Origin of the sequence: Dermatobacter hominis (genome assembly GCF_020715685.1) — a bacterium.
GTDB lineage: Bacteria > Actinomycetota > Acidimicrobiia > Acidimicrobiales > Microtrichaceae > Dermatobacter > Dermatobacter hominis.
In genome coordinates, this window is the sequence record NZ_CP085840.1 from 410,641 (window position 1) to 425,278 (window position 14,638).

At 74.3% G+C, this 14,638-nt stretch carries 14 protein-coding genes; 8 read left to right on the plus strand and 6 right to left on the minus strand.

Annotated elements, in window-relative coordinates; genetic code table 11:
* Positions 1 to 62 precede the first annotated feature (62 nt).
* Positions 63 to 1,697, plus strand: coding sequence for an alkaline phosphatase D family protein (locus tag LH044_RS01990; protein ID WP_227758122.1), 1,635 nt, complete (start codon positions 63 to 65; stop codon positions 1,695 to 1,697).
* Positions 1,679 to 2,176 carry a putative molybdenum carrier protein gene (locus LH044_RS01995; protein WP_227758123.1) on the plus strand — a complete coding sequence of 166 codons (498 nt, stop codon included), beginning with the start codon at positions 1,679 to 1,681 and terminating at the stop codon, positions 2,174 to 2,176. The genes LH044_RS01990 and LH044_RS01995 overlap by 19 nt, the downstream gene beginning before the upstream one ends.
* 12 nt (positions 2,177 to 2,188) lie before the next feature.
* On the opposite strand, the gene LH044_RS02000 is transcribed toward LH044_RS01995, so the two are convergent.
* Complete coding sequence (locus LH044_RS02000; protein WP_227758124.1) at positions 2,189 to 3,142, minus strand: AraC family transcriptional regulator; 954 nt, start codon at positions 3,140 to 3,142, stop codon at positions 2,189 to 2,191.
* Between the two features lie 75 nt (positions 3,143 to 3,217).
* On the opposite strand from LH044_RS02000, the gene LH044_RS02005 reads away from it, so the two are divergent.
* The gene (locus tag LH044_RS02005; RefSeq protein ID WP_227758125.1) at positions 3,218 to 4,081 is read left to right on the plus strand and encodes a Rossmann-fold NAD(P)-binding domain-containing protein; all 864 of its coding nucleotides are present in this window, start codon (positions 3,218 to 3,220) and stop codon (positions 4,079 to 4,081) included.
* 100 nt (positions 4,082 to 4,181) lie between these two features.
* Complete coding sequence (locus LH044_RS02010) at positions 4,182 to 4,943, plus strand: phytanoyl-CoA dioxygenase family protein (protein WP_227758126.1); 762 nt, start codon at positions 4,182 to 4,184, stop codon at positions 4,941 to 4,943.
* Positions 4,944 to 4,961: 18 nt separating this feature from the next.
* On the opposite strand, the gene LH044_RS02015 is transcribed toward LH044_RS02010, so the two are convergent.
* A complete protein-coding gene (locus tag LH044_RS02015) occupies positions 4,962 to 6,125 on the minus strand; it encodes a pyridoxal phosphate-dependent aminotransferase (RefSeq protein ID WP_227758127.1) in 1,164 nt (387 codons plus the stop codon).
* A gap of 120 nt (positions 6,126 to 6,245) precedes the next feature.
* On the opposite strand from LH044_RS02015, the gene LH044_RS02020 reads away from it, so the two are divergent.
* Positions 6,246 to 6,929, plus strand: a complete 684-nt coding sequence (locus LH044_RS02020) for a GAP family protein (protein ID WP_227758128.1) — start codon at positions 6,246 to 6,248, stop codon at positions 6,927 to 6,929.
* A 51-nt stretch (positions 6,930 to 6,980) separates the two neighbouring features.
* Positions 6,981 to 7,787: an MBL fold metallo-hydrolase gene (locus LH044_RS02025; RefSeq protein ID WP_227758129.1), complete on the plus strand. Its 807-nt coding sequence runs from the start codon at positions 6,981 to 6,983 to the stop codon at positions 7,785 to 7,787.
* A 70-nt stretch (positions 7,788 to 7,857) separates the two neighbouring features.
* Here the strand turns inward: LH044_RS02025 and LH044_RS02030 are convergent, their stop codons facing one another.
* On the minus strand, positions 7,858 to 8,526 hold the full coding sequence (locus LH044_RS02030; protein ID WP_227758130.1) for an endonuclease III domain-containing protein: 669 nt from the start codon (positions 8,524 to 8,526) through the stop codon (positions 7,858 to 7,860).
* A gap of 70 nt (positions 8,527 to 8,596) precedes the next feature.
* Here LH044_RS02030 and LH044_RS02035 point away from each other — a divergent pair, with 70 nt between their 5' ends.
* The gene (locus LH044_RS02035; protein WP_227758131.1) at positions 8,597 to 9,778 is read left to right on the plus strand and encodes a MalY/PatB family protein; all 1,182 of its coding nucleotides are present in this window, start codon (positions 8,597 to 8,599) and stop codon (positions 9,776 to 9,778) included.
* Between the two features lie 73 nt (positions 9,779 to 9,851).
* Here LH044_RS02035 and LH044_RS02040 read toward each other — a convergent pair whose 3' ends face one another.
* Together LH044_RS02040 and LH044_RS02045 are read right to left on the minus strand one after the other, a co-directional pair.
* Positions 9,852 to 11,387, minus strand: a complete 1,536-nt coding sequence (locus LH044_RS02040) for a carotenoid oxygenase family protein (protein WP_227758132.1) — start codon at positions 11,385 to 11,387, stop codon at positions 9,852 to 9,854.
* A 28-nt stretch (positions 11,388 to 11,415) separates the two neighbouring features.
* Positions 11,416 to 12,645 carry an acetyl-CoA acetyltransferase gene (locus LH044_RS02045; protein WP_227758133.1) on the minus strand — a complete coding sequence of 410 codons (1,230 nt, stop codon included), beginning with the start codon at positions 12,643 to 12,645 and terminating at the stop codon, positions 11,416 to 11,418.
* 302 nt (positions 12,646 to 12,947) lie between these two features.
* Between LH044_RS02045 and LH044_RS02050 the strand changes: the two genes are divergently transcribed.
* Complete coding sequence (locus LH044_RS02050) at positions 12,948 to 13,388, plus strand: hypothetical protein (RefSeq protein ID WP_227758134.1); 441 nt, start codon at positions 12,948 to 12,950, stop codon at positions 13,386 to 13,388.
* A gap of 90 nt (positions 13,389 to 13,478) precedes the next feature.
* Here LH044_RS02050 and LH044_RS02055 read toward each other — a convergent pair whose 3' ends face one another.
* Positions 13,479 to 14,606, minus strand: a complete 1,128-nt coding sequence (locus LH044_RS02055) for a CE1 family esterase (RefSeq protein WP_227758135.1) — start codon at positions 14,604 to 14,606, stop codon at positions 13,479 to 13,481.
* Positions 14,607 to 14,638 lie beyond the last annotated feature (32 nt).

The following is a 14,638-nucleotide window of genomic DNA, read 5'->3' on the forward strand; positions in this document are numbered from 1 at the left end:
GGAACTACCCTCCGGCGCGATCCACGAGGGTCGATCTGCGGACGTGTCGGAGGTGCCGGTCGGTGGCGGCAGGAATCGGGGTCGGTGGGCGCACGGCGGCAGGGGCCGACGGCCCGGCGGTCCGGTCGGACGAGGTCTTCACGCACGGGGTCGCGAGCTTCGACCCGGCCGACCGCCGGATCATCCTCTGGACCAGGGCCGTCGGCGTCGACCGGGTCACGTGGCACATCGAGCCCATCGGCGGTCCCGCGCCGACGACGACCAGCGGGACGCTCGAGGTCGACGGCGACCACGGCTGCGTCCACGTCGACGTCGACGGCCTCGCGCCCGGCACCCCCTACCGCTACTGGTTCACCGCCGGCCCGGTGCGCTCGTCGGTCGGGCGGACCCGCACGCTGCCGGCCGGCGCGGCGACGTGGTGGACCGTCGGGCTCCTGTGCTGCGCCGACCACTCGATCAACCACCTGTCGGTGCACCGGGCGCTGGCCGAGGCCGACATCGAGGTCGTCCTGCACCTTGGTGACTACATCTACGAGACGTCCGGCAAGGGCGAGCGAGAGCTCGAACCCGACCACGACTGCGTGACGGTCGACGACTACGACCGGCGGTACGGGCAGGTGCGGCGCGACCCGGCGACCCGGCAGCTGCACGAGGCGCATCCCATGATCGCGATCTGGGACGACCACGACCTCGCCGACAACGCCTGGCGCGGCGGCGCCAAGGGCCACGATCCGGACGAGCACGGCCCGTGGTCGGACCGGGCGCTCGCCGCCGCTGTCGCCCGGCAGCGCTGGCTGCCCGCCCGCCTCCCGGATCCGGACGACGTCACCCGGCTGTGGCGCTCGTTCCGCGTCGGCGACCTGGCCGAGCTCGTCGTCCTCGACACCCGCTTCGAGGGTCGGGACCAGCAGGCCGGCGACGACGGCGCGAAGGCGGTCGACGACCCCGACCGGTCGCTGCTCGGCGGCTCGCAGCGGCGCTGGACCGAGGAGCGCCTGCGGGATCGCACGAGCCGGTGGTGCATCCTCGCCACCCAGGTCGTGCTCAGCCCGATGCGCCTGCCGGTCGGGGCAGGCGGCAGCCTGCTCGACGGCGCCCCGTCCGGCTACGGCATCGTCGACGGCGACGCCGTGTGCACCGACGAGTGGGACGGCTACCCGGCCGAGCGGCATCGCGTGGCCCGATGGCTGGCCGATCGGGGCGGGGACGCGCTCATCGTGTCCGGCGACGTGCACTCCGCCTGGGTGTTCGACGGCGAGCTGAGCCCGGGCGTCCGGGCGATCGCGCCCGAGTTCGTGTGCCCGGGCGTCTCGTCGACGCCACTCGGGCGGCAGCTCCCGCGGGGGTGGCGTCGCGTCGCGGACGAGATCGCCGACGACGACGTGGCCGGGGCGGTCTGGTCGGACCTCGAGATGTGGGGCTTCGTCACGCTGGAGGTGGCGAGGACCTCGATCGTCGGGCGGTGGTTCGCCGTCGACGCCCGCGACCCCGACGCGCCGGCCGAGCTGCGCGCGACGTGGGCGGTGGACGCGGGCGAGCCCGGGACCGTGCGACAGGTCGGACCGATCCACGACGTCGCCGTCGACCGGGACGCTCGGTGGTCGCCGGGGCGGATCGCCGCCACCGCAGGCGCCGGGGTCGCAGCGCTCGCGGTCGTCGCCGCGGTCGTGGGGGTCCGGTGGCGCCGGACCGTCTGACGCCGGTCGAGCGGGTGGTGAGCGGCGCCCAGACGGGGGTCGACCAGGCCGCGCTCGACGTGGCGATCGAGCTCGGGATCCCCTGCGGCGGCTGGGTGCCCTTCGGTCGCCGCACCGAGATCGGGCCCGCCCCCGACCGCTACGCCGGCCTCGTCGAGACCGACAGCGCCGAGTACGAGGTCCGCACGAGGCGCAACGTGCGCGACAGCGACGGCACGCTGGTGCTGGTGCGGAGCGAGCCCGCCGGCGGGTCCGCGCTGACGGTGGACGAGGCGGGCGCAGCGGGTCGTCCGCACCTCGTCGTCGACCTCGACGGGGAGGTCGAGGCCGACGGGATCCGCAGCTGGATCGAGGGCGAGGGGATCCGGGTCCTCAACGTGGCCGGGGACCGGGAGAGCACGAGCCCGGGCATCCACGACCTCGCCGCCCGGCTGCTGCGAGCCGTGCTGGCCCGCCCTCCTCGACCCGACGGCGGGTAGCGAACGCGCCGGTCAGCCGGCTCGGCGCTCGGGCGACAGGCGGGCGCGCCACCGCCCCGGCGGGCTGCCGTGGTGGCGCTTGAAGGCGGCGGCGAAGGCGAACTCCGAGGAGTACCCGACGGCGGCGGCGACGGCCGCCAGACCGTCGTCGGTCGTGCGCAGCAGGTCCCGGCCCAGCGCCATCCGCCACGCGGTGAGGTAGCCGAGGGGCGCCTCGCCCATCGCCGCGGTGAACCGGCGGGCGAACGCGGCGCGCGACAGCCCCACGAGCTCGGCCAGCTCGGCCACCGTCCACGCGCGGGCGGGGTCCGCGTGGATCGCCCGGAGCGCCTCGCCGACCGCCGGGTCCGACTGCGCGCGGAACCACGGGGGCGCGTCGTCGCCCTGGGCATCGAGCTCCTCGCGCAGCATCTGCACGAGCACGACGTCGAGCAACCGGTCGAGCAGCACCTGCTGGCCGGCGCGATCGCGCAGCAGCTCGGCGGCGAACACGTCGAGCGTGGCGCGCAGGGGGCTCCCGGCCGAGGGTCGCACGTGCAGGACGGGCGGCAGCGAGGCCAGCAGTCCGTCGCACAGGTCGCCGTCGAAGAGGTAGGCGCCGCAGAAGAACACCGCGTCGGGGCGGGGTGGGACGCCGGCCGGGCCGAGCACGTAGCCGCGGGCGGCGTCGGTCCGGGCGCCACCCGCCATCATCTCCGCCAATGGGATGCACGGCGCCCCGGGCTCGTGCGCCATGCGGTGCGGCAGGTCGCCACGCACCAGCGCCAGCTCGCCGGCCCGGACCACCAGCTCGGTGGTCCCGTCGGGATCGTCGACGGTCAGGTGGACCTGGCCGTCGACGACGACGTGCACCGCCAGGCCGGCGCCGTCGTCGAACCGGACGCCCCAGGGCGCGGTGGCAGAGGTGTGCGCGAACGCCGCGCCGCGCGCCCGGGAGCGATCGAGGAGGTCGGTGAGCACATCCACCAGGTGAGACGATCGCACATGGATCAGGCGGATCGCAACATGGAAGCGCTCGCTGATGGGGCGTTGGATGGATTCATGACCGACAACGAACCCACCATCCTGATCCTCGGCGGCACGGGCAAGACCGGCCGTCGCATCGCCAGCCGCCTCCGCGACGGCGGCGTCGACGTGCGGACCGCAGCCCGGTCCGGCGCCGACGTCACCTTCGACTGGGACGACCCGACGACCCACGACGCCGCCCTCGAGGGCGTCACCGGCCTGTACCTCGTCCCGCCCGCCCTCGACCTCTCGTTCCCCCCAGCGGTCGCCGACCTCCTCGACCGTGCCGAGGCCGCCGGCACCACCCACGTCACGTACCTCAGCGCCCGAGGCGTCGACCGAGCGCCGGCCGAGGTCCCGCTACGGGCGGTGGAGCTCGACCTCGCCGGTCGCGATCGCCTCCGCCACACCGTCCTGCGGCCCTCGTGGTTCATGCAGAACTTCAGCGAGTTCATCTTCCTCCCCGGCGTGCTGGCGGGCGAGATCGCCGTGCCGACCGGCGACGGTGCCGAGGCGTTCGTCCACGTCGACGACATCGCCGATGCTGCGGTGGCGGCGCTGCTCGACCCGTCGGCCCACGACGGTCGGGGCTACACCCTGACCGGACCCGAGGCGCTCACCTTCGCCGAGGCCGCCGCACGCATCGGCGCGGTGACGGGGCGGCCCGTCCGCCACGTGGACGTCGACCGCGGCGAGTGGATCGACGCGGCGGTGGGCTCCGGCGTGCCCCCCGAGTACGCCGAGGTCCTCGCTGCGCTCCTCGACGTCATCCGCGACGGGGGAGGGGCGTGGACCTCCGACGACGTCGTCACCGCCACCGGCCACGGTCCCAGGGACTTCGCCGACTACCTGGCCGATCCGGCGGTCGCCGCGACGTGGTCGGCACCGGTCACCGCCTGATCGCCCCGACCGCGTCGACGCTCCCGGCCGGCGCACGCCGGGCCGGCCGGGGGCCGAAACCCGGTGGTCGGCGACCGTCGAGGGCGCGCAGCATCTGCCGATGCGCCTGGACGACGACGACCTCCGACGGTTCGCCACCGACGGCCACCTCCTCCTGCCCGGCGTCGTGGACGAGGCCCTCCTCGCCGCCGCCGACGCCGAGGTCGACGAGCTCGTCGCCGGCACCCCGCCGATGGAGGGCGACGGCGGTCCCGGCGTCAACGCGTGGTTCGAGCCGCGGGCACGTCTGCCCCGTTGCGAGGACGTCCTGCGCCGGTCGCCAGCGCTGTCGCTCGCGGAGCAGCTGGTGGACCCGCTCGGGCTGGACTTCGCGTTCGACCACGTCCAGGTCTCGACCACCACCGCGCCCTACGACCACATCCCCGGCGGTCCGCACATCGACGGCCACGCACCGGGCCAGGACCCGCCTGCGAGCTTCACCCTCCTGGTCGGCGTGCTCCTGAGCGACCAGTCGGAGCCCAGCACCGGCAACCTGTGGGTGTGGCCGGGATCGCACCTCGACCACCAGCAGCTCTTCCGCGAGCGCGGCACCAAGGTGCTCCAGGGCAGTGGCGGCCACTCGACGCTGATCCCGGACCCGCCGGTGCTCGCCCGGCAGGTGCCGGTGCTGGGCCGGCGCGGCGACCTCGTGCTCGCCCACCACCTCCTCGGGCACAACAAGGGCGGCAACACGGCGCCGCAGCAGCGACGGACGCTGTACTACCGGCTCGCCGCCACCGGCCACACCGATCGCTGGGAGGCGACGTACCTCGACGCCTGGACCGAGTACGCCCCGGTGAGGGCCGCCGTCGTGTCGGCCTGACGCCAGCCGGCGCCCCGGTCAGGCGACCAGTCGCTCGACGGCCTCCTCGAGCAGCGCCAGGTCCTTGCAGTAGGCGAAGCGGACGAGCCGCGCCCCGAGCCGCGGGTCGTCGAAGAACACCGAGGTCGGCACCGCCACGACGCCGCAGCGCTCGGGCAGCGAGCGGCAGAACTCCACGCCGTCGTCCGCGCCGAGCGGTCCGATGTCGGCGGTCACGAAGTAGGTGCTGGCCGGCGGTCGCACGCCGAAGCCCGCCCGCTCCAGTCCGGCGCAGAGGACGTCCCGCCGGGTGCGGAGCGCATCGCAGCGGGCCCGGAATACGTCGTCGTCGAGGCCGAGGCCCACCGCGACCGCCTCCTGGAAGGGCCCGCCCGCCGTGAAGGTGAGGAACTGCTTCGCGGTCCGGGTCGCGGCCACCAGCGCCGCAGGGCCGGTCGCCCAACCCACCTTCCACCCCGTGCACGAGAAGGTCTTGCCCGCGGACGAGATCGACAGCGTGCGCTCCGCCATGCCGGGGAACGTCGACAGCGGCCGGTGGACGCCGTCGAAGACGAGGTGCTCGTAGACCTCGTCGGTCACGGCGATCAGGTCCCGCTCGACGCACAGGTCGGCGATCGCCGTCAGCTCGTCGTCGCCGAGCACCCTGCCGGTCGGGTTGTGGGGCGAGTTGACGAGGAGCAGCCGCGTCCGGGGCGTCACGGCGTCGCGCAGCTCGTCGACGTCGAGCGCGAAGTCCGGGCCGCGGAGGGTCACCGGCCTCAGCTGCGCGCCCGCCATCGCCACGGCCGCGCCGTAGGAGTCGTAGGTGGGCTGGAAGGCGACCACCTCGTCGCCGGGCTCGCAGAGGGCGAGCACCGCGGCGGCGATCGCCTCGGTGGCGCCGACCGTGACGAGCACCTCGGTGTCCGGGTCGAGGTCGATGCCCCAGAACCGCCGACGGTGCGCCGCCACCGCCTCGCGCAGGGCCGGCACTCCGGGACCGGGCGGGTACTGGTTGCGCCCGGCGCGGATGGCGGCGATCGCGGCGTCGAGGACCTCGGGCGGCGGCCCGTCGTCGGGCACCCCCTGCCCGAGGTTGATCGCACCGGTCCGCTCGGCCAGCGCCGACATCTCGGCGAAGATCGTCGTGCCGAAGCCCCGCAGGCGCGAGGCCAGAGGGTCGGGGTCGCGGGTCGGGTCCATGGGGGAGGTGGGCGCCGGTCGGCGCCACCGGCCGGGTCGGCTGCGACCCTACGGTCGGGACGACGGCCGCGGCAACGGCGGTCGGACCGGTTCCCGGGAGGGCCTCCGTACACTCCGACCGTGGGAGAGCTGCTGTCGCACGTCCTGCCGCTGGCCGTCGGCGCAGCCATCAGCCCGACCGTCCTCGCCGTCGCGCTCCTGATCCTGTCGTCGCCGCGCCGACCGGTCGCCCGCGGGGTCGCCTTCGTCGGCGGCGTGCTCGTGGTCCTCGCCGGGCTGTCGGTCGTCGGGCTCCGTCTGCCCCAGCACGTCGGCCGCCCGTCGCCGCTCCGGCTCGAGGTCACCCGGACGATCGACCTGGTCGTCGGCGTGCTGCTGCTGATCCTCGCAGCGGCGACGCTGCTGCGGATGCTGGCGACCGACCGGGCGGCGCCGGTGGACCCGGGCGACGCCCCGGCGGGCGGCCGTGCCGGCCACCCCGAGCGCGAGGGCCTCGGCTCGGCCGCGGTGCTCGGCGCCGCGATGATGATCGGCAACTTCTCGACGATCCTCCTGTACCTGCCGGCGATGCACGAGATCGCCCGGTCGCACGCCTGCGACGCCGACAAGGCCGTCGCCCTGGTGGTGGCCGTGGCGATCACGTCGCTCCCGGCCACGCTGCCGCTCCTCGTCCGGGTCGCAGCGCCCGGACCGGCGGCCCGCTCCTTTGCGTCGGTGCACGCCTGGGTCGCCCGCCACTCCAGCCAGGTGGCGCTGGTGGTCGAGGTGGTCTTCGGCGTCTGGCTGGTGTGGAAGGGCCGTTGACCGACCCAGAAGTCGTGGGCGCGGGGCCGGACGGTCTGGGAGGCTCAGGCTGTGCAGCGGTGGCAGGTCGGTGATGTCGAGGTCGTGAGGGTGGTCGACGCCGACTTCGCGATGCCGTCCGAGGTGCCGCTGCCTGCCTGGACGGTCCCGGCGTTCGCGCCGTCGACGGCCGAGCACCGCGTCGCCTTCAGCGCGCTCGCAGTGCTCGACGGCGACCTCACGGTGGTGGCGGACCCGTGGCTGCAGGCCGACCGAGACGGCGCCGGCGCGGCCGATGCCGCCGGCGGGCTCCTCGACGCCGCGGCCCGGGCGGGCGTCGAGCCCGACGCAGTCGACGTCGTCGTGGCGACCCACCTCGAGGGCATCGGCTGGGCCACTCGCCCGGACGAGGGAGGGTGGCGCCCGTCGTTCCCCGGCGCCCGCCACGTGTACCCGGCCCAGGAGGTCGCGGCCGTCGCCCGGGGCGAGGACCTACCCGGCATCGACGACTTTCGCGCCCTGGCCGCCCTGACCGCCATCGAGGAGGTCGACGGCTCGGTCGCGCTCACGCCGTCGGTCGCCGTCGAGGTCTCGGCCGCGCACAGCTTCGGTCACGGCGTCGTCCGCATCGAGTCCGGCGGCGAGCTGGCGCTCTACACCGGCCACCTGGTGATCCACCCGCTGCAGGTGGTCGATCCCGACGACGCCCGCTTCGACGGCTCCGCCGCCGACGCCCCGCTCCGGCGCTCGCTGCTCGAGGAGCTGGCCGAGCGCGGCGGCACCCTGCTGACGACGCTCGTCGGCGGCCCGGGCGGCGGGCGGGTGCACCGCGACGGCGACGGGTTCCGGCTCGAACCCGACGACCTGCCGTCGACCTGACCTGTCGACCTGACCCGTCGGGTCGACCGGCGGGATCGTGCCGAGGCCGAGTGCCGACGGTCGGAGCCGGTCAGCGCCGCAGTCGCGGCGCGGCGGCCCGGGCCTCCTCGGCGATCCGCCGCTTCGAGGCGGCCCACGAGCAGATCGGGCAGGCGAGCATGTCGTGGCGCAGGGCCGGGCAGTGCTCGCGGCCGAAGAAGATGATCTGCAGGTGCCGCCGGTTCCACGTGTCGACGGGGAACACCGCCTTGAGGTCGCGCTCGGTCCGCTCGACGTTCGTGCCGTTCGAGAGGCCCCAGCGGGCGGCGAGGCGGTGGATGTGGGTGTCGACCGGGAACGCCGGGTGGCCGAAGCCCTGCGACATCACGACGCTGGCGGTCTTGTGCCCCACGCCGGCGAGCGACTCGAGGAAGTCCCAGTCCTCGATGACCTCGCCGCCGGCGTCGACGATCTGGTTCGCCGCGGTCCAGAGGTTGCGCGCCTTCGTGGGTGCGAGGCCGATCTCCCGGATCAGCTCGAGGATCCGGTCCGGTCCGAGCACGACCATCTCCTCGGGGGTGCTCGCCTCGGCGAACAGCGCGGGCGTGACCTCGTTGACCTTCTTGTCGGTCGTCTGGGCGGACAGCGCCACCGCCACCAGCAGCGTGTACGGGTCGGTGTGGTCGAGCGGGATCGGTGGGTCCGGGTAGAGGTCATCGAGGATCTCCCCGATGAGGTCCGCCTTGTCCTGTCGCTTCACGGCCGGGACCCTACCGGCGCGCCCTAGGGTGACCGATCCGGGCCCGGTGGGGCCGCCGCGAGGAGGTTCGATGGGCGACAGGACGGACCGGCGCGGCGCCGCGTTCGACGTCGACCTCGACCGGCTCCGGCGTCGACGGTCGGTCAAGTGGTCGTTGTACGGCCCCGATGTGCTGGCGGCCTGGGTCGCGGAGATGGACTTCGACGTGGCGCCCCCGGTGCTCGCTGCGGTGCGCGACGCCGTCGACCGGGAGGACTTCGGCTATCCCGTGGCCGACCTGTCGGAGCTGACCGGCTCGTGCGCGGCCCACCTGTCCTCGTCCCACGGATGGGACGTCGCGCCCGAGCGGATCCAGCCGGTGGCCGACGTGCTCGGCGGCATCGCGGGATCGCTGCGGCTCGACGTCCCGGACGGTGCGGCGGTCGTGGTCCCGACGCCGGCGTACCCGCCGCAGTTCGAGGTCGTGGAGCTCGCTGGTCGACGCTCGATCGAGGTGCCGATGGTGCTCGACGGCGACCGGTTCGCCCTGGACGTCGACCGCATCGGCGAGGCGCTGGCCGCCGGTGCCGGGGCGGTGCTGCTGACCAACCCCCACAACCCTACGGGCCGGGCCTTCGGCGTGGACGAGCTGCAGGCGCTGGCCGCGGTCGTCGAGCGCCACGGCGCCAGGGTGATCAGCGACGAGGTGCACGCCCCGCTGGTCCTGCCCGGCGCCCGCCACGTGCCCTACGCCATGGTGTCGGACGCCGCCGCCGCCCACACCACGACGGTGGTGTCGGTGTCCAAGGCGTGGAACGTGCCGGGCCTGCGCTGCGCCCAGGTCGTCGCCTCGGACCACGACACGGCGTCGCGCTGGCGACGGCGGCGCGTGTTCGAGGTGGCCGGGCCGACGTCGATCGGCATCGCCGCATCGGTGGCGGCGTACCGCGACGGCGACGGGTGGCGGAGGGAGCTGCTCGAGCAGCTCGACGAGAACCGAGCCCTGCTCGTGGACCTGGTCGCGAGCGAGCTGCCCGGCGTGGTGCTGCGCCCGCCCGAGGCGACCTACCTCGCCTGGCTCGACTGCGGGTCGCTCGGCCTCGACGACCCTGCCGCGACGTTCCTGGCCGACGGTCGCGTCGCGGTCAGCGACGGCCCGCCGTTCGGGGCGGGGAACGAGTCGATGGTGCGGCTGAACTTCGGCACCTCGCCGTCGCTGCTCGAGCGCATCGTCGTCGCCATGGGCGCCGCCGTCCGCTCGACCCGCCCGTGAGCCCGGGACGCCTCGGGCGCCATGTGGGCGCGGTTCGACCCGAGCTCCGCGGGTGTCGCGCGGCGGTCGGGCGTCAGGCGGGGAGCATGGTGGCGCCGGCCATCTCGGCGCGCCCGGCCCACGTGGCGTGGGTGCCGCTGCTGATGCGTTCCGGGAGCCGGAGCGTGCAGACGGGGCCGGCCGACGGGTCGGCTGCGTCGTAGACGACGCACGACGACACGTCCTCGCGAACGTCGGTCGTGAAGGTCACGAGGTAGGCGTCGTCCTCGGCGGTTGCTCCGGGTCGGGGGACGACCACGGTCTCGGACCCGTAGACGCCCGGGCCGAAGGTGATCGCCTCCTCCGTGCCGGCGACGAGGTCGTGCTTGACCAGGCCGTCGAAGAGGAACCGACCCTCCTCGCCCGTGGCCGCGTACACGTAGCGGTGCGGCTTCGTCTGCAGGCCGAGCGGCATCATGCCGAACTCGGTGTAGCGGTCGCTGAGGTCCTCCTCGGAGGTGGTGCCCGTCGCCAGGTCGAACCGCCAGCGGTGGAGGACCGTCTGGAGCCCATCGAGGCAGATCGACCGGAACGCGGCCTCCTCGAGCGACGCCGCACCCTTGGCCGACGGCTGCGGGCAGCGCTGGAAGAACCCGTCGAGCACGATCTCGTCGCCGTCCTCGTAGGCGTTGACGAAGTGCAGGACGAAGGTGGGATCGGCCTCGAACCAGCGGATCGGGCCGGTGCCGTCGCGGCGCAGCACGGCGAAGCGCGACGGCAGGTCGCGGTGGAACTTCGGCACGTGGAGCCCGGCCTCGACCAGGTCCTCGCGCCAGAACAGCGGGAAGTCGTTGAGGATCACGTGGTGCTCGGTGAACGCCATGTCGTGGGGGAGCCGCGCCCCCGGCAGCGGGACGTCGACGAGCACCTGCAGCCGACCGTCGGCGTCGACGCTGCCGTAGCGGAGGTGCGGCGCCTCCTTGCTGTAGGAGAAGAAGAGGAGCTCACCGGTCGCCGGGTCGACCTTGGTGTGCGCGGAGATGCCCCACTCGGGCGCCGCGCCGCCCCAGTCCTGCTTGCCGACGGTGGCCCCGGTCGAGAGATCGGTGCGGTAGAGGTCGCCGCAGAAGTAGAAGCTCGTCAGGGCCTCGCCGCGGTGCACGACCACGTCGGTGCTCGACGCGTCCTTCATGCGGCCCCGGACCCCCCAGCCGTCGGTGCGCGGGGCGTCGTCGGGCATCTCGAGCACCCCTGACCACAGCGACTGGCCCTCCGCGGCCTCGGCGAGGAACCCGTCGGTGCGCACGAACCGGTTGCGGTAGGCGGCGCGCCCGTCCCGGAACTCGATCATGTGGAGCATCCCGTCGCCGTCGAACGGGTGGTACGCGCTGAGCGCCGGGTGGACCGGGTTCTCGGTGTTACGCAGGTACATGCCGTCGAGGTCCGCGGGGATCTCCCCCTGGACGACGGTGGGCTCGGCGTCCCACTCGTGCACCTGCGGGCGCCAGGCGCCGGTGCGGTAGGGGTGCGCGTCGTCGGCCGGCAGGGTCGACGCGACCGTGGCGACGAGCGTCGCCCCGGGGGTGGCGGCGGTGGACCCGGCGAGGTCGGTGGGCTCGGAGGTGGTCATGGTGCGCTCCGGGATCGAACGGTGGAGGTCAGCCGCGGTCGGCGGACTCGACGACGAAGGTGACGGTGGTGGCGGTGCTGCCGCCGATGTTCAGCGTGCCGACGCGCCGTGCGCCGTCGACCTGGTGGTCGCCGGCGCTCCCGCTCACCTGGCGAGCTGCGTCGAGCACCATCCGCACGCCGGACGCGCCCACGGGGTGGCCGCCGCCGATCAGCCCGCCGCCCGGGTTGACCGGGAGCCGACCGCCGCGCTCGATCTCGCCCGACTCCACCGCCTTCCAGGACTCGCCCGGCGCCGTCAGGCCGATGTGGTCGATCGCCATGTACTCGCTCGGCGTGAAGCAGTCGTGCGTCTCGAGGGCGTCGAGGTCGTCGAGGGTGGCGGCGGCCCGGTCGAGGGCGTCGGCGAAGGCGTCGCGCACGTGGGGCATCACGTACGGGTCGTCCTTGCTGGCGGCGAACTTCGGTTCGAGCGGGAGCCCGGCGGTGCGGTGCCCCCAGCCGGCGATGCGTGCGATCGGGCGGACGTCGGGGTGCTCGCGGCGCCAGGCGTCCGACACGAGCACCAGGCCGGCACCGCCGTCCGTGATCTGGCTGCAGTCGTATCGTCGTAGGCGGCCCTCGACGACCGGGTTGACGTCGTCGTCGGCGCCGGCCGGTCCCGACAGGTCGGGCACGTGCCAGTCGCGGGTCTGGGCGTTCGGGTTGTCCTTGGCGTTCGCGAGGTTGACCTCGCCGATGCGCCGCAGGTGGACGTCGTCGATCCCGTAGCGGCGGTCGTACTCGTCGGCGACCTGGTCGAACATGTCGGCCCACACCACCGAGCCCGGCCGGCCCTCGTGTCCGACCCACGCCGCCGCGCCCAGGTGGTCGGCCGCCTGCTGGCCCGGGACGGTGCGCTCCAGCTCGACGCCGACGACGAGGGCGACGTCGTAGAAGCCGGCGGTGAGGTCGGCGACCGCGGCGCGGGTCGCCACCCCGCCCGACGCGCAGGCGGCCTCGTGGCGCCCCGCCGGCACGCCGACGAGCGCGTCGCACACCGTGGCGGGCATCGCGCCGAGGTGGGCCTGGCCCGTGAACAGCTCGCCGAAGGCGTTGCCGACGTGGACGGTCTGCACCGCCGTCGCGTCGATGCCGGCGTCAGCGAGGGTGCCCCGGACGACCTCGTCGGTCAGCGCGTCGACGCCCATGCCCTCTCGGTGCAGGTTGCGGGCGAAGTCGCTCTGGTAGCCGCCCAGCACCCAGATGTCGGTCGTCATGAGCCCCCCGGTCCGTCGTCCCGCCCCGACGGACGCTACCGTCCCGGCCCGTCCGGCGGACCTCGAACCCCTCACGACGGCGGAGCGCCATGCAGGGCGGGGCCGGTTCAGCCGCCGTCGGTGGCCACGGGCCCGCATGGCCCGCCCGTCCCCGCCGACGGTCCCGCGATCAGCCGCTGGGGGTCATGAGATCGCCACCCGGTGCACCCGGTCGCGAGCTTCTGCCGATAAGAAAGTGAGGAGCCGGCGCCCATCGGCGGGCGTCGGTGGACCGGAAGGTGCGTGAGCAGATGAAGCGTGTGATGGGTGTGTTGCTGGTGCTGGTGGTGCCGGCCGCGTTCCTGGTGGCCTGCGGTGGCGACGACGATGCCGCCGACGGCTCCACGACCACGTCCAAGTCGAGCGAGGAGAAGCCCAGCTCCGACTCGTCCGACTCGGCCGACTCGTCCGACTCGGGGTCGGACTCGTCCGACTCGGGGTCGGACTCGTCCGACTCGGGCTCGGGCTCGTCGACCGGGAACGAGAAGGTCGACAAGTTCTGCGACGACGCCAAGGCGCTCGCCGAGAAGTCGAAGAAGGCGATCGCCGACAACGACGTGGACCTGGCCAAGGAGGTGGCGGAGGACGCGAAGGACCTGAGCTCCCAGGCCATGGACCTCACGTCCGAGGTCGTGAAGGACCCGAGCCTCGCCTCGACGATCACCGAGTGCACGCAGGAGCTGAGCGAGATCGGCGGCAGCTGAGGTCGTCTCCTGCGAGTGACGTCGACCGGCCGGCTGGGTCCCCCAGCCGGCCGGTCCGCGTCACGGGCCGGTCTGCTGCGGGTCGAGTCCTCAGCGCTCGGGCAGCCGGAACCCGCTCACGAAGTCCCAGACGAGCTCGCTCGCGTGCAGCGCCATGTTCGTCGGGCCGACGATGTTGATGATCGCCTCGCTGAAGGCGCTGCCCGGCCACGAGTGGCCGCCGCCCTCGACGACGTAGAAGTCGACCGGGGCGTCCTCGGGGCAGTCGTAGGTGCGCAGCAGCACGTCGGGCACGGGCCGGGTGTCGTCGGGCGTCGGCTCGCAGCCGTTGTGCTCCGCCCAGCTCCGCACGTTCGCCGGGTACCCCGCGCCCTCGATGTCGGCCGGCGGGATGCTGACCGACGACGCGTCGGTCGTGCCGTCCATCAGGCCGCCGAGCGACCCCACGCCGCCGTTGAAGTAGAGGATCGGGTCGGCCGTGCCGTGCATCGTCAGGACGGGCACGGGCCGCTGGGTCTGGCAGTCCTCGGGGTACAGCAGGCCGGAGACGGGGGCGATGGCGGCGATGCGATCGGGCCGCTGGCAGGCGAGCACCGAGCTGAACATCGCACCGTTCGACAGGCCGGTCGCGTACACCCGTGAAAGGTCGAGGCACCGCTCGGCACCGAGGGTGTCGATCAGGGCGTCGACGAAGCGGAGATCCGGGTTGTCGCCGGGCCCGACCTGCCAGCGCACGGGCATGCCGGTGCCGTTTGGGTAGGCGACGACGAACCCGTCGCCCTGGGCCAGCGCGTCGAACCCGCTCATCCGGGTGTGGATCTCGGCGCCCTCCGACAGGCCGTGGAAGTCGAGGAGCAGCGGGAGCGGGTCGTCGCCGTCGGGCGGCGGCGTGGTGAGCAGGAACCAGCGCTCGCCGCCGTCGACGGTGATGGAGTGGTGCTCCTCGGTGACCGAGGCCGTCTGGGCGGCGGGGGTGCCGCAGGCCGCGGACGGCTCGGGATCACCGGCGGGGGCGCCGTCAGGCGTGGCGTGGTCGGCGGGGGTCGAACCCGCGGGCGTCGCGACGCTCGTGGTGGTGGCCCGCTCGGCGTCGGTGGTGGTGCTGGCGTCCGATCGGTCGTCGTCGCCGCCGCAGGCGGCCAGGACGAGGGCGGCGGCGAGCACACCGGCCAGGAGCGCGGCGCGGCGGTGCGAACGTGTCGGGGGGTGGTGCGGCACCACCGGACCGTACCGCTGCGTGGCGCACGAGT